Source organism: Psychrobacillus sp. FSL K6-2843, from assembly GCF_038626375.1.
Classification (GTDB): domain Bacteria; phylum Bacillota; class Bacilli; order Bacillales_A; family Planococcaceae; genus Psychrobacillus; species Psychrobacillus faecigallinarum.
Window position 1 is genome coordinate 409,604 of sequence record NZ_CP152021.1, and the last position, 24,487, is coordinate 434,090.

The 24,487-nt window shown below is 35.5% G+C and carries 23 protein-coding genes and 1 pseudogene; 20 read left to right on the forward strand and 4 right to left on the reverse strand.

What is annotated here, in order from left to right; genetic code table 11:
* The first annotated feature begins 97 nt into the window (after positions 1-97).
* The 5 genes from MKY94_RS02050 to MKY94_RS02070 all read left to right on the forward strand — a co-directional run bounded on the left by MKY94_RS02050 (position 98) and on the right by MKY94_RS02070 (position 6,642).
* On the forward strand, positions 98-1,045 hold the full coding sequence (locus MKY94_RS02050; protein WP_144538515.1) for an NAD-dependent epimerase/dehydratase family protein: 948 nt from the start codon (positions 98-100) through the stop codon (positions 1,043-1,045).
* 36 nt (positions 1,046-1,081) lie between these two features.
* Positions 1,082-1,981, forward strand: a complete 900-nt coding sequence (locus MKY94_RS02055; protein ID WP_186318159.1) for an NAD-dependent epimerase/dehydratase family protein — start codon at positions 1,082-1,084, stop codon at positions 1,979-1,981.
* Between the two features lie 111 nt (positions 1,982-2,092).
* Complete coding sequence (locus tag MKY94_RS02060) at positions 2,093-3,988, forward strand: PrkA family serine protein kinase (RefSeq protein WP_144538517.1); 1,896 nt, start codon at positions 2,093-2,095, stop codon at positions 3,986-3,988.
* Positions 3,989-4,096: 108 nt separating this feature from the next.
* Complete coding sequence (gene yhbH / locus MKY94_RS02065) at positions 4,097-5,248, forward strand: sporulation protein YhbH (protein ID WP_144538518.1); 1,152 nt, start codon at positions 4,097-4,099, stop codon at positions 5,246-5,248.
* Complete coding sequence (locus MKY94_RS02070; protein ID WP_144538519.1) at positions 5,248-6,642, forward strand: SpoVR family protein; 1,395 nt, start codon at positions 5,248-5,250, stop codon at positions 6,640-6,642. Before yhbH ends, MKY94_RS02070 begins: the two co-directional genes overlap by 1 nt.
* Before the next feature lie 173 nt (positions 6,643-6,815).
* Here MKY94_RS02070 and MKY94_RS02075 read toward each other — a convergent pair whose 3' ends face one another.
* Positions 6,816-7,688, reverse strand: coding sequence for an SDR family oxidoreductase (locus MKY94_RS02075; RefSeq protein WP_144538520.1), 873 nt, complete (start codon positions 7,686-7,688; stop codon positions 6,816-6,818).
* A 149-nt stretch (positions 7,689-7,837) separates the two neighbouring features.
* Here MKY94_RS02075 and MKY94_RS02080 point away from each other — a divergent pair, with 149 nt between their 5' ends.
* From MKY94_RS02080 to MKY94_RS02115, 8 genes and pseudogenes are all read left to right on the forward strand, one after another.
* A complete protein-coding gene (locus tag MKY94_RS02080; RefSeq protein WP_144538521.1) occupies positions 7,838-8,563 on the forward strand; it encodes a gamma-glutamyl-gamma-aminobutyrate hydrolase family protein in 726 nt (241 codons plus the stop codon).
* A 25-nt stretch (positions 8,564-8,588) separates the two neighbouring features.
* A complete protein-coding gene (locus MKY94_RS02085; RefSeq protein ID WP_186318160.1) occupies positions 8,589-8,729 on the forward strand; it encodes a hypothetical protein in 141 nt (46 codons plus the stop codon).
* Positions 8,730-8,944: 215 nt separating this feature from the next.
* Complete coding sequence (locus MKY94_RS02090; protein ID WP_186318161.1) at positions 8,945-9,109, forward strand: hypothetical protein; 165 nt, start codon at positions 8,945-8,947, stop codon at positions 9,107-9,109.
* 320 nt (positions 9,110-9,429) lie between these two features.
* The gene (locus tag MKY94_RS02095) at positions 9,430-10,302 is read left to right on the forward strand and encodes a patatin-like phospholipase family protein (RefSeq protein ID WP_342577921.1); all 873 of its coding nucleotides are present in this window, start codon (positions 9,430-9,432) and stop codon (positions 10,300-10,302) included.
* Positions 10,303-10,372: 70 nt separating this feature from the next.
* On the forward strand, positions 10,373-10,789 hold the full coding sequence (locus MKY94_RS02100) for a pyridoxamine 5'-phosphate oxidase family protein (protein ID WP_342577923.1): 417 nt from the start codon (positions 10,373-10,375) through the stop codon (positions 10,787-10,789).
* A 190-nt stretch (positions 10,790-10,979) separates the two neighbouring features.
* Positions 10,980-11,904: pseudogene (locus tag MKY94_RS02105) on the forward strand (spore germination protein).
* Positions 11,905-12,264: 360 nt separating this feature from the next.
* Positions 12,265-13,416: a retropepsin-like aspartic protease gene (locus MKY94_RS02110; protein WP_144538528.1), complete on the forward strand. Its 1,152-nt coding sequence runs from the start codon at positions 12,265-12,267 to the stop codon at positions 13,414-13,416.
* 108 nt (positions 13,417-13,524) lie between these two features.
* The gene (locus MKY94_RS02115) at positions 13,525-13,992 is read left to right on the forward strand and encodes a hypothetical protein (protein ID WP_144538529.1); all 468 of its coding nucleotides are present in this window, start codon (positions 13,525-13,527) and stop codon (positions 13,990-13,992) included.
* Between the two features lie 233 nt (positions 13,993-14,225).
* On the opposite strand, the gene MKY94_RS02120 is transcribed toward MKY94_RS02115, so the two are convergent.
* Positions 14,226-14,663, reverse strand: coding sequence for a hypothetical protein (locus tag MKY94_RS02120; RefSeq protein WP_144538530.1), 438 nt, complete (start codon positions 14,661-14,663; stop codon positions 14,226-14,228).
* A 436-nt stretch (positions 14,664-15,099) separates the two neighbouring features.
* On the opposite strand from MKY94_RS02120, the gene MKY94_RS02125 reads away from it, so the two are divergent.
* Both MKY94_RS02125 and MKY94_RS02130 read left to right on the forward strand, forming a co-directional pair.
* Positions 15,100-15,621, forward strand: a complete 522-nt coding sequence (locus MKY94_RS02125) for a sigma-70 family RNA polymerase sigma factor (protein ID WP_144538531.1) — start codon at positions 15,100-15,102, stop codon at positions 15,619-15,621.
* Complete coding sequence (locus MKY94_RS02130; protein ID WP_144538532.1) at positions 15,614-16,993, forward strand: DUF4179 domain-containing protein; 1,380 nt, start codon at positions 15,614-15,616, stop codon at positions 16,991-16,993. The genes MKY94_RS02125 and MKY94_RS02130 overlap by 8 nt, the downstream gene beginning before the upstream one ends.
* A gap of 80 nt (positions 16,994-17,073) precedes the next feature.
* Here MKY94_RS02130 and MKY94_RS02135 read toward each other — a convergent pair whose 3' ends face one another.
* A complete protein-coding gene (locus MKY94_RS02135) occupies positions 17,074-17,982 on the reverse strand; it encodes a DL-endopeptidase inhibitor IseA family protein (protein ID WP_144538533.1) in 909 nt (302 codons plus the stop codon).
* Between the two features lie 115 nt (positions 17,983-18,097).
* On the opposite strand from MKY94_RS02135, the gene MKY94_RS02140 reads away from it, so the two are divergent.
* Entirely contained in the window at positions 18,098-18,898 is an 801-nt protein-coding gene (locus MKY94_RS02140) for a hypothetical protein (RefSeq protein WP_144538534.1), read from the forward strand.
* Positions 18,899-18,951: 53 nt separating this feature from the next.
* Here the strand turns inward: MKY94_RS02140 and MKY94_RS02145 are convergent, their stop codons facing one another.
* A complete protein-coding gene (locus tag MKY94_RS02145) occupies positions 18,952-19,254 on the reverse strand; it encodes a nucleotide pyrophosphohydrolase (protein ID WP_144538535.1) in 303 nt (100 codons plus the stop codon).
* Between the two features lie 205 nt (positions 19,255-19,459).
* On the opposite strand from MKY94_RS02145, the gene MKY94_RS02150 reads away from it, so the two are divergent.
* From MKY94_RS02150 to MKY94_RS02165, 4 genes are all read left to right on the forward strand, one after another.
* Positions 19,460-20,596: an MFS transporter gene (locus MKY94_RS02150; protein WP_144538536.1), complete on the forward strand. Its 1,137-nt coding sequence runs from the start codon at positions 19,460-19,462 to the stop codon at positions 20,594-20,596.
* Between the two features lie 113 nt (positions 20,597-20,709).
* On the forward strand, positions 20,710-21,705 hold the full coding sequence (locus MKY94_RS02155) for a LacI family DNA-binding transcriptional regulator (RefSeq protein ID WP_225321731.1): 996 nt from the start codon (positions 20,710-20,712) through the stop codon (positions 21,703-21,705).
* Positions 21,706-21,814: 109 nt separating this feature from the next.
* Positions 21,815-23,092, forward strand: a complete 1,278-nt coding sequence (gene hisD / locus MKY94_RS02160) for a histidinol dehydrogenase (protein ID WP_144538538.1) — start codon at positions 21,815-21,817, stop codon at positions 23,090-23,092.
* A 26-nt stretch (positions 23,093-23,118) separates the two neighbouring features.
* On the forward strand, positions 23,119-24,441 hold the full coding sequence (locus MKY94_RS02165; protein ID WP_144538539.1) for an SLC13 family permease: 1,323 nt from the start codon (positions 23,119-23,121) through the stop codon (positions 24,439-24,441).
* Positions 24,442-24,487: the final 46 nt, after the last annotated feature.

Below are 24,487 nucleotides of genomic sequence, written 5' to 3' on the forward strand. Positions count from 1 at the left end.
TACCCTTTTCCTTCATTCATCGATTTCTTTGGGAATATGTCCATGAACGATACTATTTTGCGGCATATGATAAGGAAAATCTTAAGGAGGACAAATTTTGAAAGTAATTGTAACAGGTGGTGCAGGCTTTATTGGATCCCATCTTGTTGATGAGCTTATTTCTCGAGGGATAGAAGTTCATGTTTTAGACAATTTAGTATCAGGTCAGCTACATCAAGTTAACCCAGAAGCCCATATGTATGTAGTAGATATTCGAAGTGAAGAAGCAAGGCGAATTATTCTACAAGTGAAACCAGAGGCAATATTTCATTTAGCAGCGCAGGCGGATATTGGAAGATCTGTACAGCATCCCAATTATGATGCTGATGTCAATATTATTGGTACCATTAATTTATTGGAAGCAGCAAGAAATGCCAAGGTAAGAAAGTTTATATTTGCTAGTACTTCGGCTGTTTATGGTAATTCACACAATGCGCTTATTTCTGAAGCCGATGTAACGATTCCTTCTTCTTATTATGGTTTGTCCAAGCTCACTGCGGAGTCTTACATAAGACTTTATTATGAGCTTTATAGACAATCATACACTATTTTAAGATACGCGAATGTATATGGTCCTAGGCAAATACCGAAGGGAGAAGGAGGGGTTGTATCTGTATTTCTTGACCGTATAAAAAAAGGAGAAAGTTTAAATGTTCACGGGGATGGTCAACAGACGAGAGACTTTATCTATGTAAAGGATGTTGTAGCAGCTAATCTTGCGGCAATGAATAGCGGTGACCAACAAACTCTCCAAGTTAGTACCTCACAGAAGACTTCTATTAATGAAATACTAAAGCTTTTATCCAACAAATTTGATGTAAGTGTCAAAAAAGTATTCACTCCCCCAAGAGAAGGAGATATTAAGCACAGCTGTCTATGTAACAAAAAGGCTGCTGATATATTAAATTGGCAACCTCATTACACGATAGAGGATGGATTAGAAGAAATCCGTGCTTTTGTCTCTCAAACAGAAGACACTTTAAAGGAGATGGAAAAGTATGAGTAATCCATTTTTTGAAGTTGAGCGGAATGTTAAGTGACTATGAAACAGAAAATAATGATAACAGGTGCCACTGGTTTTACGGGAAGTCATGCTTGCCAACATTTTAAAAGAAATGGTTATGATGTGATAGCTGTTTCAAGAAGCATAAAGACTTACGTAAACGAAGAAAACATTTTGGTTGAGCAATGTGATTTAACAAACAAATATGAAGTTAATAAATTGATTCAAAGAGTGCAACCAAACTATTTACTGCATCTAGCTGGGCAAAATCATGTGCAAGAATCTTGGTTAGACCCAATTGCTTCTCTTGAAGCAAATGCTCTATCTACTGCTTTTTTTATGGAAGCACTCCGACAATATAGTCCCCCTTGCAAAGCAATTGTAGTAGGATCAGCTCTTCAATTTGATTTAAGTAATATATCCTCTCTTTCTCACCCTTATAGCCTAAGCAAATCGCTTCAAGTACTAATAGCCCAATCATGGGAAGCACTTTTTGATATGAACATTATTATTGCCAAGCCCTCCAATTTAATAGGACCAGGAGTATCTAATGGAGTGTGCTCCATACTGGCAAAGCAGGTGGCTGAACTGGAGATACTTAAAGGAGCGGGAAGCATTACAGTAAATAATTTATACGCTCAGAGAGACTTCATTGATGTAAGAGATGCAGTTCTTGCGTATGAGAAAATATTACAATATGGCCAGTCAGGAGAGGTTTATGATATTTCCTCTGGAAGGCCAAGGTTTGTAAAGGATATTACTGATTGCTTAATGGCCCTTTCTAACGTGCCATTGGACGTCAATGCTGTAGAGAATATTCCAGAAAAAATACAAGCGGTTGAACCTAAGGCGCTTTTAGACATAGGATGGAATCCTAGTATTCCATTTGAAAATTCGATGGAGGACATCCTTAACTATCATCGAGAATTATTAAAGTAGCTTGGTTGGGTTGGCTATTAATTTTCCAAGCAAAAGGAACCCTTATAAACGTGTATCATTTATATAATCTTTTCATACAATGTATAAACTAAGCCCTGAATGGAGGGAAACATGGACATTTTAAACAAAGTGAGAAATTACCGGGAAGCAGAAAATGATCTGAAATGGGAAGGTACATTCAGTGAATTTTTAGACATTGTAAAAGAACGACCAGAGGTAGCTCAAACAGCACATGCACGAGTATATAGTATGATTAAAAGTGCTGGGAGTTCGAATAAGAACGGAAAGAAAAGATATCACTTTTTTGAAAATGAAATGTTTGGTCTTGATGAAGCATTAGAGCGTCTCATAGAAGAGTATTTCCATCCAGCAGCGAAGCGATTAGATGTTAGAAAGAGAATTTTGCTGTTGATGGGTCCAGTAAGTGGTGGCAAGTCGACGATTGTAACTTTGTTGAAGAGAGGTTTTGAGCAGTATTCTAGAACGGATGCAGGAGCAGTTTATGCTATTAAAGGCTGTCCAATGCATGAGGATCCGCTTCATTTAATTCCTTCACATCTACGGGAGGACTTTTTCGAAGAGTTTGGTATTCGTATAGAAGGAAGCTTATCGCCCCTTAACTCTATGCGCTTGGAGCAGGAGTATGGCGGAAGAGTAGAAGATGTTTTAGTAGAAAGAATTTTCTTTTCAGAAGATAAGAGAGTAGGTATTGGCACTTTCACTCCTTCTGATCCTAAGTCACAGGACATTGCAGATTTAACAGGCAGTATAGATTTTTCAACGATAGCAGAATTTGGTTCAGAGTCAGATCCACGTGCTTATCGATTTGATGGAGAACTAAACAAAGCCAATCGAGGAATGATGGAATTTCAAGAAATGCTAAAGTTGGATGAGAAGTTCTTGTGGCATTTACTTTCTTTAACGCAAGAAGGTAATTTTAAGGCTGGTCGATTCGCGTTGATTAGCGCTGACGAACTTATCGTTGCCCATACGAATGAAACGGAGTATCGATCTTTTATATCCAATAAAAAAAATGAAGCCCTGCATTCTCGTATTATAGTAATGCCTATTCCGTACAATCTGAAGGTTAGCCAAGAAGAACGTATATACGAAAAAATGATTCATGAAAGCGATATGGCTCATGTGCATATTGCACCTCATGCATTAAGAGCGGCTGCAATTTTCTCTATTCTAACTAGACTAGAGGATCCTAAAAAACAGGGTGTAGATATCGTAAAGAAAATGAAATTATATGATGGAGAAAATATAGAAGGCTTCAATGAAATAGATGTGGAAGAAATGAAGAAGGAATCCTCGAGTGAAGGTATGCATGGAATTGACCCAAGATACGTGATTAATAGAATATCCTCTGCCATTATTCGTAAAGAGGTACCGTCTATTAATGCATTAGATGTATTACGAGCACTTAAAGAGGGCCTTGATCAGCACGCCTCTATTTCAGATGAGGACAGAGAAAAGTATTTAAATTATATTGCAATTGCTCGGAAGGAATATGACGAAATCGCTAAAAATGAGGTCCAAAAAGCATTTGTTTATTCATATGAAGAGTCTGCTATTACGATGATGAATAACTATTTAGACAACGTAGAAGCATTTTGCAATAAAAATAAGATGAGAGATCCTCTAACTGGAGAAGAAATGAATCCAGATGAAAAATTAATGCGTTCTATTGAGGAACAAATTGGTATTTCTGAAAACGCTAAAAAAGGCTTCCGAGAAGAAATCTTAATCAGGCTTTCCGCATATGCGAGGAAAGGCAAACGTTTTGAGTATAACTCTCATGAACGGTTGAGAGAAGCTATTCAAAAGAAGCTGTTTGCAGATTTAAAAGACGTAGTGAAAATTACTACCTCTACTAAAACACCTGATGAAGCTCATTTGAAAAAGATAAATGAAGTAGTTGCTAGGTTAATTGATGAGCATGGCTATAACTCCATATCAGCAAATGAATTATTACGCTATGTAGGAAGTCTTCTTAATCGATAACATCATAAACACAAGACTAATATGTTTCATTGGTCTTGTTTTTTTTATACTTTGGCAATAACTCTGTCGCACCGGCATATGATAAAAAAATATAGGTAGGTGTTAAGGATGGATGAAAAAGAAAAAAATCAATTTGTTATTTCACAGGAAAACTGGTCGCTACATCGTAAAGGACATCAAGATCAGCAACGTCATGCAGAAAAAGTGAAGGAAGCAATAAAAAATAATCTCCCAGATTTAATAAGTGACGAGAGTATTATCATGTCAAATGGACGAGACGTTATTAAAATTCCGATTAGATCGTTGGATGAATATAAGATTAGATATAACTATGATACTTCTAAGCATGTGGGTCAAGGTAAGGGTGACAGTAAAGTCGGTGATGTTGTAGCGAAAGGTCCAGGAGAAGGTAATGCTTCCGGCAATGGTAAGAAGGCGGGGGACAAAGCAGGTCAGGATTACTATGAGACAGTTAGTATGGAAGAAATAGAAAATGCCCTTTTTAGTGATATGGAGCTGCCTAGCCTGGAAGATAAAGAAAAAGCTGAAATTCTCACAGACCATATCGAGTTTAATGATATACGCAAAAAAGGATTAATGGGTAATATTGATAAAAAAAGAACACTTATAACAGCCATCAAAAGGAATGCATTAAAAGGAGAAGCTTCCATTGCTCCTATACATCAAGATGATCTACGATTTAAAACATGGGATGAAGTAGTTAAGCATGAATCTAAAGCAGTGGTTCTTGCTATGATGGATACAAGTGGTTCTATGGGAGCATTCGAAAAGTATTGTGCACGTAGCTTCTTCTTTTGGATGACGAGATTTTTACGTTCTAAATACGAAGCAGTAGAAATTGAATTTATCGCTCATCATACGGAGGCAAAGGTCGTTTCTGAGGAAGCATTTTTTACAAAAGGAGAAAGTGGGGGCACTATTTGTTCCTCTGCTTACAAAAAAGCACTTGAGCTTATCAAGGAAAAGTACCCTCCTTCACGATTTAATATATATCCTGTTCATTTCTCGGATGGTGAGAATATGACAAGTGATAATGAAAAATGTCTAAAGCTAGTTAACGAATTGATGAGTGTTTCACAAATTTTTGGCTATGGGGAAGTAAATGAGCATAGCAGATACTCATCATTGATGAATACCTATAAAACAATAGATAATTCCAAGTTCCGTCACTACGTGATTAAAGACAATAAAGATGTCTACGAAGCATTGAAAAGTATTTTTAAAAAGGGAGTTAAGTGATGGACACAAAACTTCAATATGCAATTGCTGAAATTACTGAAATTGCAACTGGTTTTGGTTTGGATACATTTCCGATGAGATACGAAATATGTCCCGCAGATATCATTTATACATTCGGAGCATACGGGATGCCAACTCGATTTGCTCATTGGAGCTTTGGTAAACAATTTCATAAAATGAAAATGCAATATGATTTTGGGTTAAGCCAAATCTATGAATTAGTAATTAATTCTAATCCCTGCTATGCATTTTTGTTGGATACAAATAGTTTAATACAGAATAAGCTAATCATTGCTCATGTGCTTGCCCATTGTGACTTTTTCAAACATAACGTCCGCTTTTCCAATACAAGACGGGACATGGTCGAAAGCATGACTGCTACTGCTGAGAGAATTGCCCACTATGAAATGATTCATGGAAAAGAGGAGGTAGAAAGCTTTTTAGATGCTGTCCTTGCGATTCAGGAACATATTGATCCATCTATTGTGCGTCCTAAGCTACCAAGCTACGATTTAGAACAAGAAGAAACAGAGGAAGTTAAAAAGAGTGAATATGATGATTTGTGGAATATAGATAAGAAGGATAATCCTAAGCTTATTCTTCCTTATCGAAAAAAGTTTCCTCCGCGCCCTGAAAAGGATTTACTACTTTTTATAGAGCAATATAGTAGAGAATTAGAAGATTGGCAAAGGGATATTTTAACCATGATGAGAGAAGAAATGCTTTATTTTTGGCCACAGCTAGAAACTAAAATTATGAATGAGGGATGGGCAACTTTTTGGCATCAGCGGATTATAAGAGAAATGGATTTAACCTCAGATGAAACAATTGAATTCGCTAAGTTAAATGCAAATGTGGTTCAACCTTCTAAAACATCTATTAATCCTTATTATTTAGGACTTAAAATCTTTGAAGATATAGAGAGAAGATATGATTCCCCAACAGAAGAAATGAGAAAGCATGGTATCCTTGCGGGACAGGGAAGAGAAAAAATATTTGAGGTAAGGGAAATTGAATCTGATATTTCTTTTATACGAAATTACCTTACGAAGGAATTGGTTAAGCAGGAGGATCTTTATCTTTTTGAAAAGAAAAATGGGAACTATGAAATCACAGATAAGGATTATGAGAATGTTAGAGATGAAATTATAGCTATTCGGGAAAATGGAAGTTATCCATATATAGTAGTGGAAAATGGTGACTACTCAAGAAATGGAGAACTACATCTAAAACATAATTATGAAGGAACGGAACTTGATGCACATTATTTGGAGCATGTGCTTCCGTACATTTATCAGCTTTGGGGGCGATCTATTCATATGGAAACGTACATGGATAAAAAGCCTGTCTTTTATACTTATGATGGTAAAAAGGTTTCAAGGAGTCTAATGTAATAAAATTAAAAAGGTTTCATAAAAGGAAGTAAAGCTTTTTAAACAAGGGGGGACGCCCCTAAAAGGTAGAAAAGCGACCCTAAATAGCTGGAAACCGCCCCAAAAAAGGTGAAAATGGCTTATAAAAGGGACTGTGAATACTCACAGTCCCTTCCTCTTTACTAATTGGAGTTTTATGAACCTACAAAATCTCCACCATCTACGTGAATTGTCTGCCCTGTAATATAGCTTGAATCATTGGAAGCTAAGAATACATAAGCAGGTGCATTTTCTGCTGGTTGTCCTCGTCTGCCAGTAGGGTTGCTATCACCATGCTTCTCTACTGTTTCAGCATCAAAAGTTGCCGGAATTAGTGGAGTCCAAATTGGACCAGGTGCAACTGCATTTACGCGAATTCCTTTTTCTACTAAGTTTAGTGCTAAAGAACGTGTAAATGAAGTAATAGCTCCCTTGGTTGCTGAATAATCGATTAGCTCAGGCGCACCTCTGTAAGCTGTGACGGAAGATGTATTTACAATTGTGTCTCCCTTAGACATATGAGGAAGAGCGGCCTGTGTTAAATAGAACATAGAGTATATGTTGGTAGAGAATGTCTCCTGTAGCTGATCAGGAGTAATCTCTAAGAAATTTTTTGTAGGGAACTGTTTCCCTGCATTATTTACTAAAATATTTAATTGGCCAAATTCTCCAATAACCTGTTCTACTAATTTCTCGCAGTTTTCATCATCGCTGATATCTGTAGCAATACTTAGCGCCTTCACGCCATAGTTTTCAATTAGCTTCACAGTCTCTTTTGCATCCTCATGCTCATCTAAATATGCAATAGCTACGTTTGCTCCTTCTTTTGCAAATGCAATAGCAACCGCTTTACCAATACCGCTATCTCCACCAGTAATTAAAGCAGTTTTTCCTTTTAGCTTTTCAGATCCCTTATAATTTTCATCATCAAAGATAGGTTTAGGATTCATCTCATTTTCAAAACCTGGTTGACGATCCTGAGTTTGTCCAGAAATTTCATTTTCAATTTTTTCGTATTTATTACTCATTGTAAGTCCTCCTTTAACGCTGTCTAGTAAATATATTCCCCAAAGAATTTAAAAACAAACGTGAAAATAAAAAGGGATGAGTAGTTTGTATACTCTAAGATTAGGGTATTAATATAAGGCGTCAAATTATAAAGAGCGGAGAGTTTAATATGAAACCAATAATAGGGATTACAGCTGAAGTTAAAGATGATAAAAGTTATTACTTATCTTCAGTTTATTCAGATACAGTTTTACAAGCAGGAGGAGTTCCTTTACTAATACCATTAATACCTGACAAGGATATGAATCAGCTATGTCAACAAATAGATGGGCTAATTATTACAGGCGGAGAAGATATTGACCCGGCATATTATGGTGAATTACCACATCCCACATTACAACGAATAACTCCACAATTAGATGAGATGGAATTTGCACTTGTACAAAAAATTCTAGAATTGGACAAGCCATATATAGGAACATGTAGGGGTCTGCATATGCTAAACGTTGTGATGGGTGGTTCTTTACATCAATCAATACATGATCAAAGGGAGGAATATTCATTCCTGCACAGACAAAATGCTATAAGAACTCATAGATCCCATCCTGTAAAGTTAGATAAGAAAAGTAAAGTATTTCAAATGTTTCAGGAGGAAGAATTTAAGGTTAACTCTTTTCACCATCAAGGGGTAAACAGAGTAGGGGACGGCTTAAAGGTCGTTGCTACTGCACCCGACGGCATAGTGGAGGCAGTAGAGAGTGAGAACCACACATTTATCTATGGTTTTCAATGGCATCCAGAAGAGTTTGCTCTTATTGGAGATGAACCATCCAAAAAATTATTTGCTAAGTTTATCGAAGCGGCTATTGAAAGAAAAAATAAAGAACGAGCATAGTCACTAATTAGGAGGTGTGCCTTATATGGGAAAAGATAAGAAAGAAAATGATATTCAATATAATTCAAATTTAAATCCAGATGACTTTAAAGAAACCGATAAAGACAATGCGGATAAGAAAGATATTACTAAGCCAGGGGAAAAGAAAGACACTGAAAAGAAATAGTAAAGGAAGAGTCAGTTTGAACGGTAAAATACATACTGTTTCAAGCTGACTTTTTTATATTTGTGCAAAAGTGGAGGATCCAAAATTTACTGAAATAAATAAGAAATAGTGGCAGGAGCTTCCTTATTGCTTGTCAAAGCAGAAAGAGATGTTTGTGCTTTTTTAGCATAAATAATACAAAATAGTACAAGTTATTCTTCAGGAGGTGAAGTCTCATGACGGATAAAAAGAAAAAGAAGGAAAACACTTTAGATCGTGAAGAATACGGTTATGGTTATGATATTAGTCCGAAAGATTTAGGTGTGGTCGGCCAAAATGAAGCTGCGAAAAGAAAAAATAATGGCAAACAACAAGAATACGCTAGTCCAAAATTAAAATAATAATTTTTAGAGCCAGTAGAGGATATCTGCTGGCTCTTTGAAGAATAAAAAAGTATACAAAAATGAACATTTATTTTTGTTGATTGTTGCAGCAGGCTGGCGGGAACAGTGAGACAGATAAGACATCCCAATGCACACGTAGAGGTCATTGTAAGGTCATCACAGTTTTGTTCAAAGCCATACCAAGAAAAGTGTTATTTTAAACTTAAGCACAAGTGAAAAATCCATACATAGACAATATATTTGTCGATTATTGTTCTAATCATCCTTCCTCTCTCTTAGAGTGATATAACAACATTTTAGAAAAGAAAGGGTTGTGTATGTATATAGATGGAGTATTCTCAGGCGGGGGTATGAAAGGAATTGGATTAGTAGGTGCTTACCAGGTGTTGGAGGAGAAGGGGTATCGATTTAAAAGAGTCGCTGGAACAAGTGCTGGTGCTATTTTAGCCTGCTTGGTAGCCGCCGGATATAATGGCAGAGAGATGGAAAAGCTTATGATGGAACAAAATTTTCAAAAGCTCTTAGACCAACGTAGGAGAGTGATACCTCTTCCTTTTATGAAATGGCTCAATTTGTATTGGGGTTTGGGTCTATACCAGGGAAAGGCATTGGAGGATTGGTTTCTAGAAAAATTGGCTGTTAAAGGTATTTATACGTTTGGAGATTTACCTAAAGGTTCCTTAAAATTAGTTGCCTCCGATTTAACAAATGGAAAGATGATTATTCTTCCTGATGATTTAAAAAATTATGGCATAGAGCCTGATACCTTTTTAGTAAGTAGAGCCTTGCGTATGAGCTGTGGAATTCCCTTTTTCTTTGAGCCAATAAAATTACAAACAGGCCTTGGTGACGTCGTAGTTGTGGATGGGGGCGTGTTAAGTAATTTTCCAATGTGGATATTTGATAATGGGTTAAGAGAGAGACCGGTATTAGGCATCCGACTTAGTGCAAACATTGAGGAACCACAACCAAAGCAAATAAAAAATGGGCTAGACCTATTTGAAGGCTTATTTACAACGATGAAAGATGCGCATGATACAAGGTATATATCGAGGAAAATTGAAAAGAATATTATTTTTATACCAGCCGATGAATATAGTGCTACCCAATTCGACTTAGATTATGATTCCAAATTAAGCTTATTACAAAAGGGTAGAGCGTCCTCAACACAATTTTTAAAAACATGGTAATGTGATAAATGTTTAATATTATCATGTGAAGGAATAATACTAATAAACATAAAAGTGAGGGGATTTAAAAATGACAAATGCTAAAGAACAAGCACTGAGAATTCTAAACGATAATATGATAGGAACAATGGCCACTGTGCAACAAAATAAACCACATTCTCGTTATATGACCTTTTTTAATGATGATTTCATCCTCTACACAGCCACTAGTAAAAAAACTCATAAAGTAGAAGATATTGAACAAAACCCATATACACATATCCTTTTAGGATATGATGGAAATGGACTTGGTGATTCATTTTTAGAAATTGAAGGTAAAGTAGAAGTATCGGATGACGAGTCTATGAAAGAAAAAGTTTGGAATGATGCATTAAAAGGCTGGTTTGAAGGCCCAGAGGATCCAGACTTAGTCATCATAAAGATTGTACCAACGCAAGTACGCGTCATGAATTCAAAAGGCAAAGAGCCAGAGGTAGTTAAATTTTAAACACTAGAAACGCTCAAGACCAAAAAGGTCTTGAGTGTTTTTTTGCATTTTGGAAGAAATTCTACAACAATTACCAACTAAATGAAGTCGCTTGCACTTTTCTTATCGACAAGGTTTGTTTGAATACATAATAAATAAATGGACAAACTAATCAAATCTATAGGAAAGGCAAGTGATTCTTATGAAAAAAATGATATTAGTCCAGAAGAGTCTGCTTGCTTATTTTACGAATCGCGGAGCATCAAAGGGAGATCTAGTAGAAAAAAATATTCAATATTATAAAAAAGTTACACGAGAAAATAATGATATTATTTATAAAAAAGTACCGACAAGTGAAGGAGTTGTAACACTAATCTATCCAAACTCCTTAACAGAAAAAATGACCTTAGAAATGATGGTCATGATTCCTATAGCAAATTACATCCATCAAATACACCAAGTTGCAGAAAGCGTAAATCCTTTTAATATAGCTGACATTACAAATAGGCTTTCAATCGGAGAAACTCTATTGTACTTCCATGAAACAAATCGATTATTGAATATGGACACTTACAGTGTGAACACTCGAGATGTTTCTATTTCTGAGATGGAAAGTACATTCATTGGTCCACAGGATGTTTTTACAGAATCATTGGAAACAAATCTTTCACTTGTAAAAAGAAGAATACAAATTCCATGCTCAAAGATGAAGAACTAATAATAGGCAACGTCACCAATACTAAAATTGCTCTCTTATATATTGATGATTTGGTGGAAAAAAAGAAACTAAAAAATTTAAAAAATCGTTTGGACAAGATTTGATTGAAGACAATCCATATTCCCCATTTCCCCAATATTATATGACGATAAAACCAGACACTATTTCGCATTATTTAGCGGATGGAAGAATAGTTATTTTAATGGATAACAGTCAATCTGCTCTAGTATGTCCGACCACTTTTTTAGAACTATTTATCACTATGGAGGATTACTATAATCGCTGGCCATCTGCGAGTTTAATGAGACTACTACGGTTTTTTTTTTTCTTAACGATAATGATTACTCCATCATATGTTTCCTCCTTAACTTTCCATCAGGAGGTGATTCTGATTGATTTTATTAAATTTTCAAAATAGTTAATTAAAAACTTGAATACCTCTTGGTTTAAAGATAATATAAATTTATAATCCTACCGGTGAGATGAGGTTTAATAGTGGAATTAAAAGAGGGAGGACCTGTACAGAATTTATGTTCTGTCGTCCTCCTCTACCTATTGAAAATTATTTTTTCTTTTTAGAGGAACGGCTTAGTTCTGCAAATTCACGGGCAACTTACCCTATATCAAGTAAAATAGTTTCGTCTTCGCTAGTTAGTATATTAAATTCTCGATAATTCTTTGAAGGAACAATACTTAAAATAATACATTAGTTCTATTAGAAGGAATTATTAGAGTTATATAGAAATAGTAACTATCAAGATTTGGTGGAGGGGAAAAGTTGAAGGTTATAGTAGAGTTGGAGAAGTTTGATTTTGCAATGGTGGAAATTAATGATGAACAAAAAAAGTTTGTATCTGCTTTAAAATTAATTACAGATGGAAAAGAAAGTTTAGGTGCAGAAAGGTTAAAGAATCTATATTGTGAGTGTCAGGATCCTTCATTACGAAGTAGCTGTGCCAAGATTTTATTTGAGCTGTATTTTACTAAATCAGAATGGAAACAACTAGAGACGCTTGGACTTCTGGATGATCACAGCATTGATCAAAGCAATCGTTTAATTGCAAAAGCGTGTAGCCAGTATGAAACTACTTCTTTCTCCTTCTTAAAAGAACAAATATGTGTTCCAATGAAGCTAAGCAGCTCCGGCTCTCCGACCATTGATATTATGATTAATGGGAATAAGAAATGCTTTTGGCTAGATACTGGAGCAGGGATGACGGTCATCTCAAGTTCTTTAGTGAAAGACTGCGATATTAACATTCAGAAAATTGAAGAATTAGAGGTTGGAAATTCAACAAACCAAAATTTCAGTACCGATTTGGCAATAATCGATTCAATTGTCATACAGAGCCTGACGATTCTTAATCAGCCTACATTGGTTTTAGCGAATGAATTGTTAATGATTCAAAATCCTAAAACGAAAGAAATAATGAAGATTGACGGTATCATTGGATGGGATATTATACAACATATTTTTCTGGAAATAGACTATGCACGAAAACAGGTTATTATTCAGAAACCGGTACGAAAAGAAGGGGTGGAGAATAACCTTTTCTTCTGTGGGTATCCCATTATAAAAGTCAAAGGAAAGAATCAAGTACCCTTGTATTTCGGTTTAGACACTGGTGCAAATAAAACCCATTTTGGACAACCTCTTCTATCGAAAGTCGATGATCTTAAAATAGAGAAAAGAATGATACTTTCTGGTGGCGTCGGTAGTGTAAAAGAAAGAGAATTAGACAGCATAGCAAGTTTAATAGTTTATCTGAATAGGAATCAATCCATCAGCTTACAAAACGTGAGAGAGATGTTGACAGATCTTGCTACTTTTTTTAAGTTAGATGGTGTTTTTGGTAGTGATATTGCTAAGGATGGGCGTTTGGTGATTGATTATACAAATAGAAAATTTGAGCTTGTATTTAACAATTAATACTTCTATATTTAAGCAATGATTGCAACATCTTTATTGATTTAATTTTTTTTAAAATTTTATAATTAGAAGGATGAATGCTAATTTGGCAAGGGGGGAGTAATTATAGTGGTTATTAAAAACCTTAAAACCAATGAATATTTCGAATTAGAAGGAGAAGCCTACTTAGAATTATTTGATCAAAATATTACTGTATATATAGAACAAGAGTCAGATATTGAATACGCGGAACTATGTATAACTTACTTGAACACTTTAAGTGATGGACTAATAGATGAGATTTGTAACGCATCTATTAGATACTGTAATGAATTTCTTGATGATATTGGTGAAGATGTTATAGAATTCACTAAACCGACAGATGTTTTACCTTATATTACACCAAACACTATATGTATTCCGAAGCCTAAGAATACAACAGAACCTGTCATTGATTTAGAATTAAATTGCGAATGGGAAGAAGAACATGGTATGGAATGGATCATACGCAATGAGGTAGTTATGTATGTTGGACCGTATAATGGAATAAATCCATATGGGGATTGCGATATCGGAAAAGAATGGAATTATGCTTAATGCAATACATTAATACACGTTTGTATTGTGTTTAAAGAGCTATTTTTATTTATAGGTGAATCGAGTGTTAAGAAAAACAAAGAAAGTGAAGTACAATGAGCTTGGAGAGACATTCCCAAGCTCATTTTTATATTCCTGTCACTAGAATTCAACCTTACATATCGAGCTATATCTTTAACGTAACCTAAATTAATACAAAAAAAACCAGATCTATTTTCTAGATCTGGTTTTTATTAAACATTTTCTTTACCAAAAAAAGAAATTAGCTGTTTATTGGTAGGGGCTTGAATTTTAAAAGTCAGCTCTCTATCACCGCTATTTTCTATACGTGGAATGATTGATTCAATCACATGAAACTTCCAAAAGGATGGTTTACTTTTCGTACTCTTTTCGGTTTCTGTAGTCATCATTTTTCTTTGGAAGGGATGTAATTTGCACATTAAAAATTTTTCTTTAAGACGAATGAGCAAATAACCTTCATCCGTTTCAGGATTGAATTTTTTCATAAGTGATTCACCTAGTTCAAACGTATTTGATTTATTTTGAACGGAAGGAGAAATGACAAAATAATTCCCTTTACGAAATAGGGAAGTATTGGAAACCTGTTGAAGACCTAATTCATTAATTAAAAAATCGAGATTTACTTGTGATGCTTCACTAGCGACTGACATAAAGTGCCTCCTTTACAAATCCACAAACTCATTACTATTAAGTATACCCCATTTTGTCAGTAATATCTTGGATATACCTAATAAAATTAGTAATATACTGATTTTTCTTGAAAAAAACTAATAAAAATGTAAAAGTAAATCAATTCATAATTCCTATTTAATAAAAATAGCGTTAACAATAGTAAAGTAGAACAAATAATTACATACTTTAACCCCAAATTATAGGTGAAATTAATTCAAGTACTTACCTTTAAGTATATCTTTAGGAGAAACACTTAATTCCACTATTATTAAAAAACTTTTTATATCGCCCATTACTTTGTACTTACGCCAATCTTCTTAAAATAATGAAGTAAATATAATTGTTTAAAATTGTCAAAACTTTTCTTGCTTTAAATAGTCTAATTAATAGGGAAATTTGAAATGAGGTGATGTTTTGAGCGAGCATCAATTAGAAAGGAAAGCGATAAAGGGAAACGAGGATGCTTTTTTAGATCTGATGCATACTCATCAGGAGGCATTATATAGAACTGCCATGTCCTACTTAAAAAATGAAGAGGATGCTTTAGAGGCTGTTCAGGAAGTAACCTATAGGGCCTTTAAACATATCAAAACACTTAAAGAGCCAGCATATTTTAAAACCTGGGTAACAAGGATCATGATGAACTATTGTCAGGATACGATTAAAAAAAGTAAGAGAGAGATTTGTGAGGAAAGCTTACTACTAGTATTCGGGAAAAAAGAAGATTATACGTTTTTGGAAATAGAGGAGGCACTTGCCCATCTATCTGACTACGAAAGAGAGTTACTCCATCTCAAGTACTTTGAGGACGTCAAAATTAAAGACATAGCAGCCATGTGGAAGACACCGGAGGGAACGATTAAAACTAGATTACATAAGGCACTTCGTTCATTTCGACATCATTTTGAGGAGAAAGGGGAGATGAAACGTGTTTGAAGAGGAAAAACAAAAATTGGAGAAACGAAAAAACGTGATCAATCAGGTAGATGTTCCTTTGGACAAGGTAGAGATGTCCGTAAGAAACGGCTTTGAAAAAGCAAAACAAGAGAAAAAAAGGAAGAGAATAATTACTCATCGGAGTCTGTGGTCTGTCGCAATGGTAGCTCTATTATTTATAGCATTTGTAACCTCTATAAACGTTTCTCCAGCCTTTGCAAACAAGGTATCAGCAATTCCTGGCATGGAGCGGGTAGTAGCTCTTGTTCAAAATGACAAGGGTCTAGTTGCAGCTGTAGAAAATAACATTTATCAACAAATAAATGCTTCTCAAACCGAGCATGGAATTACGGTCACGTTGGATGGGGTAATTGCTGATGAAAAGGGAATGGTTGTTTTTTATACGGTGGAATCTAAGGAAAAGGATTTGAGTGAGCTAGGTTATAAATATTTGCGAATAAAATCAAACAATAGATCACCATATCAGTATAGTATGGAAATCCATAATCGCTTTTATCCTTTAGCTAAAGAGAAGGGATTGAAGGTATTTAGCTCTAGCCATCGTATAGAAACTAGCTATAGGTCTCTTCTACCCACAGAAGAACATAATTTTGAATTGGGACTTATAAATGGAGATACAATTGAAAACTTTAAAATACCTTTTTCCTTTAAAAGAATAGATAATTTGGATAGCAAAACTATTACTGTAAACAAGGAAATGAAGATTGAGGGGCAAATAATAAAAGTGAAATTTATCTCCGTAGATCCCACTGGTATGAAAGTGTATTTAGAGACAAATTCAAGTAATACTAAAAAGTTTTTATATGGTGCATTTAATAAAATACAATTAGTAGATGAAGATGGCAGAGAATGGTCGGCTTACTCAGATAGCTATTATTGGGAGGAAAATAAATTTACCGTCTCAATGCCGGAGAGCTTTTATTTCTATAACCCTAAAAAGCTGACATTAAAGTTTGGGAAAATAGCAGCAATGGATAAAGATGAGGCTTACTTACTCATTGATACAAATTCTTCTGAATTTATAAAGCAACCAAAGGATTCTATCTTCTCTGATTTAAAAATAGAAAATAATAAAGGAAGCTTTATTATCGATGCAGATAGAAATAAAGAGTTTGTCTATTTTCCAAAATTAATAGATGCAAATGGAGAGGAATATATAATAAAGTATAATGACCAGCCCTATTATCCAAGCTCTCAATATGTGAACAGCTCTTTTACAGATCTCCCAGAGGGAAAAACAAAATTTGAATTTCAGATTCCTTCAAATAGCAATCAGATTAGATTAGACTTAGATTTTTATCCTTCTTGGATTGAGGATGAGGACGTAAAAATTGAAATAGAAATCCCGTAAACAGCTTTTAATTTTAGAATTTCTTATCTTAAGAGAGACAGTAAATCACTTACGATTTACTGTCTCTTCGCTAATTTCTCTTAATACATACTAATAAGCCCGGCCTGATGAATTTTAAAGTCCATATATCCATTGGGCTCCACGATAAAATACATTCTATTTTCACCAGAGACTAAGGGGCCATTATAGTCTTTTTCGAGTTCAACGAAAATTGTGGCAACAAACTCTACGTGGTAAGATCCCCTATCTACCTCTTTAAGCTTTGATAACTCTATTTTTTTTATACCCGTCTTAAATTCATTTACATCAAAATAAGAAGTTGGCAATAGCTGTTTCTGAGAAATTTGTGGGTTGTTTAAAAGGTTGGTGAAAAGAATATTAATGGGATTTGCTTTATCTGGGATGTCAAGATCAACAGCTGGCTGCTTGCTAATACGCCAGCCAACCTTTTCAACAAATTGATACTCTACAACGTAGGTTGTTTTATCAGCGTCTTCCCCAAAGGGAACAGTTAGTCGATATTTAGCTTTATCGGAATCTTTCTTAATAATTTCTGCTGTAGCTTTTTCCCATTTCTCTTGGGACCCCATGTCGGCTTCTTTTTGAGCAAGTTTTCCTTTATACTCCAGGATTTCTAAATCCTTTATAAACTGTTCCGCTGCTTTTGAGGTCATAGTTTGAGTTAAGTACTTCAAGAGCTTAGTCTTTGTATCAATCTTACTGGATAGGTACCGATAAGCGAAGTCATTGTAAAGAAAAGTATTATATTCTCTATCTTTATACCCCCCGCCACTACTAACGAATAGATATGCCTCATGATATTTAGCTGCTAAATCAATTGCTATTTTCTCTGTTAGTATTTTGGTGTTTTGCGTAACTGTTTGGGTAACCTTAGTATTTTCTTTGGTTGTAGCCTCGGTAACACCAGTAAATGTAGTGCTTAAAAGACTAACTGCTGTAAATGCAATTAATAGTTTTGCTGTTTTCATAATAGATCCTCCTATTTGTGATTTGTTGTTGGTATAAGCAAAAATGTTAGAAAGGGTATTTGTAAAGTTTCTAGAATAGGTAATTAATAAATATTATGTAGAGGGAGCAAAGATTATGTCTGATGACTTAAAAGTAGCTTATGGAAATTACTTAATTCCGAAAGAAATCTTGCAGCTGATTCAGTTAGAGAGGAATCTCACTAAGGAAAATTTATCTTTAGATATGATTGGGTTCAGACCAGTTACCGAGCCTTCTCCTTACTCAATCACACCACCTGATTTAATACCGTTTGCTGAAAGTGGAGGGGGAGGGATTCATTTTGGTTTTCTGACCGACTTTCATAAAACTACCGATTTAATGAAAGCTTCTATTGTATGCATTTCACCTACTAACGACCCACCAATACGTTATTTAGCAGACAATTTCCAGAGATTTATTAGTCTAGTATTTTCAGTACCCCATGCTGAAATGCTTGAGCAATTAAGTACTATTTCAAATAAAGAACAAGAAAAGGCAATACTAGATGAATATATAGCCGATCTTCCATTTTCATGGAAAATAAAACAAGAAAAAGTTTTCTCTGCATTAAAAAACATCTATCCTTTAGGAGAAAAGGTAGATGTTATTACTACTATTACTTCAGCGAAGCGGAAACGGGAGGATAAAGTAGTTATCACTACCTTTGATGGATTGGGTGTTATAGGGAAAAATAGTGGAGAAAGATATGAATTTTTGGAGAGTCGAAATAGTGATGCAAAAGAGTTATTAAGGATGCGTCAATTTCTTCAAGAGGCAACACTAGAAGAAAAACAAGCTTTTATAAGAGATATACAGTATTGGTATATAGTAGATCCTGATTATAACTATGAGATTTGGTCATTAGTTCAAGAGGTAATCCATACGTTTAATGAGTAGATTTAATATAAAAACTACCACTATACATTTTATCTCATAGTGGTAGATCAACTTTAGTTAGGTATAGGGTATTTTAACGCATTCTTCTGGATTTTCTTTTTTGCAGCTTCCTTTAAATCTATATCTAATAAGTTCGCCAGCTGTAAAAGGTATATTAAAACATCTGCTGCCTCTTCTTCAATACCTTGTTTATTATTTGCTATAGCTTCTTCAGAGGAAAGCCATTGAAAGTGCTCTAAGAGCTCACTTGCCTCTAATGAAACAGATATAGCCAGACTACGAGCACGACCATCTGTATTGCTACCCCAGCCTCTTTCTTCATTGAATTTCATAATTTCCTTTGTCAATTCATCCATATTATTATTCCTTTCTTTCAGTAATTTTAAGTGATAGATATGTATTGTGTTACCATATTTATTTTATCAAACGGTAAGCAGTGAATCCATAGTTGAACCCAATACCTAGGAGTACATTCAAGCAGAGTTCTAAATGATTTTTTGTTTCAGAGTATTGTATTGGTATAATATTGAATAATTACTTTCTATGGATGGAGGGGGATAAATGAATCTTAAAGGAGTCTTATTGTTAATATTCTTGTTTCATACTGTAGTAAACGCAACTAGACCGGTCATTACTCTTTCCGCAGATGAGTATGGAGCATCTATTTGGATCATTGGTATTTTAACTTCCACATTTGCTTTTTTGCCATTATTATTTTCGATCCATGCCGGAAAAATTATAGACAAGATAGGGGATAGGCTTCCCATTATTATAGGCTTTGTCAGCTTGATTGCCGGTATGATTGTTCCTGCCGTTTATTCTACTATTTGGTCTTTGTTTGCAAGTCAGCTGCTTTTAGGAATAGGAAATATTAGTATTCCTATTGCTTTGCAAAATCAATTGGGACATCAAACAACCAAAAAAAATAGGGATTATTATTTCAGCATGTTTAGTCTCTGTGTTGCATTTGGAGCGGTAGTAGGACCTCTAATGGGGGGGTACTTGTCGGAACATATTTCCTTTCGAATTGTATACATTTCGTGTGTAGGGATTGGACTAGCAGGGATTGTCTTTTCCCTAAGAATCCCCAAGGTAGAGCGTCAAATACATAGTACCCCTACTAAAATGATGGATTCGATAAAGCTTCTAGAAAGCCCGCTTATACGAAAGGCTTTGTTTTCAAGTGCCTTGGTTTTATATTCAAAGGACATATTTGTTGCATATTTTCCGTTACTAGGGAAACAAATGAATTTGTCTACCTCAACTATAGGATGGATAATTGCTCTACAAGGGTTGGCAACTATGTTTGTTCGTTTTGTGTTGCCTAAGCTATTAGAAATATACAAGAGAGAATTTATATTATTTGTATCTATATTTGTTGCAGGGGTTGCCTTTTTATTGTTGCCTTTAACTAGTTCCTCCATCATTATTGCTTTTCTCGCTATTATGATGGGATTAGGTCTTGGATGTGGACAGCCTATATCTATGACAACAACTTATAATGCATCCCCGCCCGAACGTACGGGAGAAGTTTTAGGCCTACGAATAACTATTAATCGTCTATTTCAATTAATCGCACCAGCTTTTTTTGGCGTAATTGGTGGCTCTGTCGGGATGATTGGAGTATTTCTCTTTAGTGGGGTCCTTTTGGTAGGAGGCTCTTTGTTTTTTAAGGGAGGTAAGGAAGTAGAAGATTGAGTTCGTTAGTAAACACTAAACTTTAAAAGAAGATTAGTGTTTATTATTTCCAAAAATATAATCTCATTGTATAGTTTGAAATAAGTAATATTTTTAAGAAGGTAGTGAGTAAGGTGAAACAAGGAATTACTGCAAAGGACGTGGCAAAGCTTGCTGGCGTTTCTCAATCTTCTGTCTCACGTGTGTATTTTGAAGGAGCGACTGTATCTCAAAAGACTCGTGAGAAGGTGTTAGCTGCTGCAAAAGAATTGGGTTATAGACCGAATGAATTTGCTCGTAGCCTAATAACAAATAGAACGAAGATAATTGGTCTAGTTATGAAGGGAGTTCAAAACCCTTTTTATCCCCAGGTTTTAAAACAATTTACAACCGCATTTAAAAAGTTAGGCTACAGTATTTTGTTTGTGTATACGAATAACGATGAGATTCAAAAAGATGATATCGATACATTACTTAATTATAATGTTGCGGGTGTTATTATTACTGACGCAACGTTGTCCTTACAGGCTAACGAAGATCTATTTAACAACAGAATTCCTTTAGTGTTATTTAATAGAAAAATTGTTGGTAATAAATTTTTTTCTGTTTGCTGTAACAATTTAGAGGCAAGTAAACAGATTGCACAGTACTTATTGAAGACGGGTTGCTCTAATATGATTTATATTTCGGGTAATGAAAATACATCAACTAGTAAAGAGCGTGAGAAAGGTTTTGTAACGGTATTAGAAGAAAATAAAGTGAAATATAAAAAATATATTTCCGATTATACATATGAAGGCGGGTACGAAACAATTGAGGAAATAGTTTCTCAAGGTAAAATACCGGAGGCAATATTTGTAGCGAATGATATTATGGCTCTGGGTGTGATTGATGCTTTAAAAAAACATCAAATATCTGTTCCAGATGAAGTGAAGGTTGTTGGCTTCGATAATATTGAGATGTCTGCTTGGCCATCGTATAGCTTAACAACATGGGAGCAGCCAATAAATGAAATGGTCAAAAGAACAGTTGATTATTTAACCGCAGAAATCAACGAATACTCTGGTTTCACCAAAAATATAGAGATTGATGGAAGGTTAATTGTACGAAATTCGACATATAATAGTTGACTAATTGATTTTTTTAGAATAATCTTATTTGTATATATTTTTGCATACGTATGCAAAAATAAAATGGATTATTTTGAATGCGTTTTCAAACAAAGGGGAGGAAGAACAAATGGTTAAAGTAATAAAGGCCGGAAAGTCACAAGAAGAGGTAAGTGCGAATGATTTAAAGGTATCACAAATAGTTTCAGAAGCCTTACAGGATGTAGAAACAAGAGGAGATCAAGCAGTTCGTGAATTATCAGATAAGTTTGATAAGTGGTCACCAAAATCATTTCGTTTATCCACAAAACAAATTGAAGAAATCGTAGCTAAAGTACCTTCAGAGGTATTAGAGGATATAAAATTTGCCCAAAAAAATATACGTGAATTTGCTGAGGCACAACTAGCATCCATGCATGATGTGGAAGTAGAAAATATACCAGGAGTTACTTTAGGACATAAAAATATACCAGTCAATAGTGTGGGTTGCTATATTCCTGGAGGACGTTACCCAATGGTGGCTTCGGCTCATATGAGTGTTTTAACTGCAAAAGTTGCAGGTGTAAAACGAGTAATCGCATGTACCCCGCCGATTAACGGGGAAATTCCACATGCCACTATTGCTGCTATGTCTTTAGCTGGTGCAGATGAAATTTACTTGCTAGGTGGTATTCAAGCTATGGCAGCCATGGCCATTGGAACAGAATCTATCAAAGCAGTAGATATGATCGTAGGGCCGGGTAATGCATTTGTTGCAGAGGCAAAACGTCAGCTTTATGGACGTGTGGGAATTGACTTATTTGCTGGTCCGACTGAAACGTTAGTGGTGGCAGACCATACAGCGGACGCTGAGATGGTTGCTACAGATATTCTTGGTCAAGGAGAACATGGTCCGACCTCTCCGGGTGCTTTAATAACAACATCGGAGAAACTTGCAGAAGAAACTTTGAAAGAAATTGAACGCCAGCTACAAGTTTTGCCTACAGCAGATGTTGCTAGAGTATCGTGGGAGGATTACGGACAAATCTTACTTGTAGATTCTATTGAGGAAGCACGAGTGGAGGCAGACCGTCTGGCATTTGAACATGTAGAAATCTTAACAGAGGACCCAAACTACTTCTTAGAAAATATGACGAACTATGGCTGTCTTTTCTTAGGACCAGAAACAAATGTGGCCTATGGGGATAAAGTAATTGGTACGAATCATACGTTACCGACTAAGGGTGCGGCAAGATATACGGGCGGTTTATGGGTAGGTAAGTTTATTAAAACAGTAACCTATCAAAAAGTAACACCAGAGGCAAGTGCATATATAGGGGAGTATGCTGCACGCTTATGTCAGTTAGAGAACTTTGCTGGACATGCTGAGCAGGCGTTACTAAGAGTAAGAAGATACGGAAATAAATAATTCTTAGGGGTTTAGGGGGAGAAAGTATGTTAGGTCTCATAGGGTTATTCGGTGGGCTAGCTTTATTGATTTATTTAACTATGAAGGGGATGAACCTTCTCATTGCCGCACCACTAACAGCTCTGCTAGTTGGGGTATTTAATGGGCTTCCGTTGTTTCCACAGCTTGTAGAGGAAGGTGCTGCCAATTTCTTAACTAATTACATGGGAGGGTTTACTAGCTTCATAGCATCTTGGTGGCTAATGTTCTTAGCTGGTGCCATTTTTGGTAAAGTCATGGAGGATAGCGGGGCAGCAGATAGTGTGTCCCAATGGATCGTCAGTAAAATAGGTATTAAACGTGCAGCGTTAGCTGTAGTGATTGCCTGTGCTGTTTTAACTTATGGGGGAGTTAGTTTGTTTGTCGTGGCATTCTCCGTTTATCCAATGGCTTTAAGTTTATTTAAACAAGCGGATTTGCCAAGAAGGTTTATACCGGCAGCACTTGGTTTTGGTTCTACAACCTTTACTATGACTTCAGCGGGATCACCAGAAATTCAAAACTGGATTCCTATTCAATTTTTAAAGACATCGCCTTATGCAGGATGGGAAGTAAGTTTTATTGTAGCTGTTTTCATGATGGCATTTGGTTATTGGTGGCTGAAAAAAATGATTAAAAAAGCAATGTCTAATGGAGAAAAGTTTGTTAGCAGGGAATCAGATGTAACGACGGTTGCTCGTAAAGAGTTGCCAAATCCTTTACTAAGTATGGTTCCTTTAGGCGTAGTGTTAATCATCTCGTTTTTCTTACATAAAGAGCTTGAAACGTCAGCATTAATCATTGCATTGTCTGGTGGTATTCTTGCTACCTACCTGTTAAATAAAAAGTATTTTCATAATTTCGGTGGAGCTGTTGCAGAAGGGGCAATGGGAGCTGTAATCGCCATTGCAAATACTGCTGCTGTTGTAGGTTTTGGGGGTGTAGTAAAGGCAACCCCAGCATTTGAATCGGCGGTTGATGTAATGACATCTATTCCAGGTAGTCCACTGATTGGTGGAGCAGTTGCTGTGGCGGTTATTGCAGGTTTAACGGGATCATCTTCGGGTGGACAAGCTATAGCCTTACCTCTTTTGGCCCCACATTATTTAGACCTAGGCGTAAATGCAGAAGCCCTTCACAGATCCGTTGCCATTTCTTCTGGGTCTCTAGATTCGTTGCCACAAGGAGGCTATGTTGTTACTACTATTCGATCTATCTGTGGAGAAACGCATAAGGATGCTTACCCGGCCTTTGGTGCTTTAACAGTTGTTGTACCGATTCTCGGTGTAATATTAGCCGTAATTCTATTCTCCTTTGGAGTAGGGATTTAATAATACATTATAATACCCGACAAACATAGGTATGATGTTTGTTGGG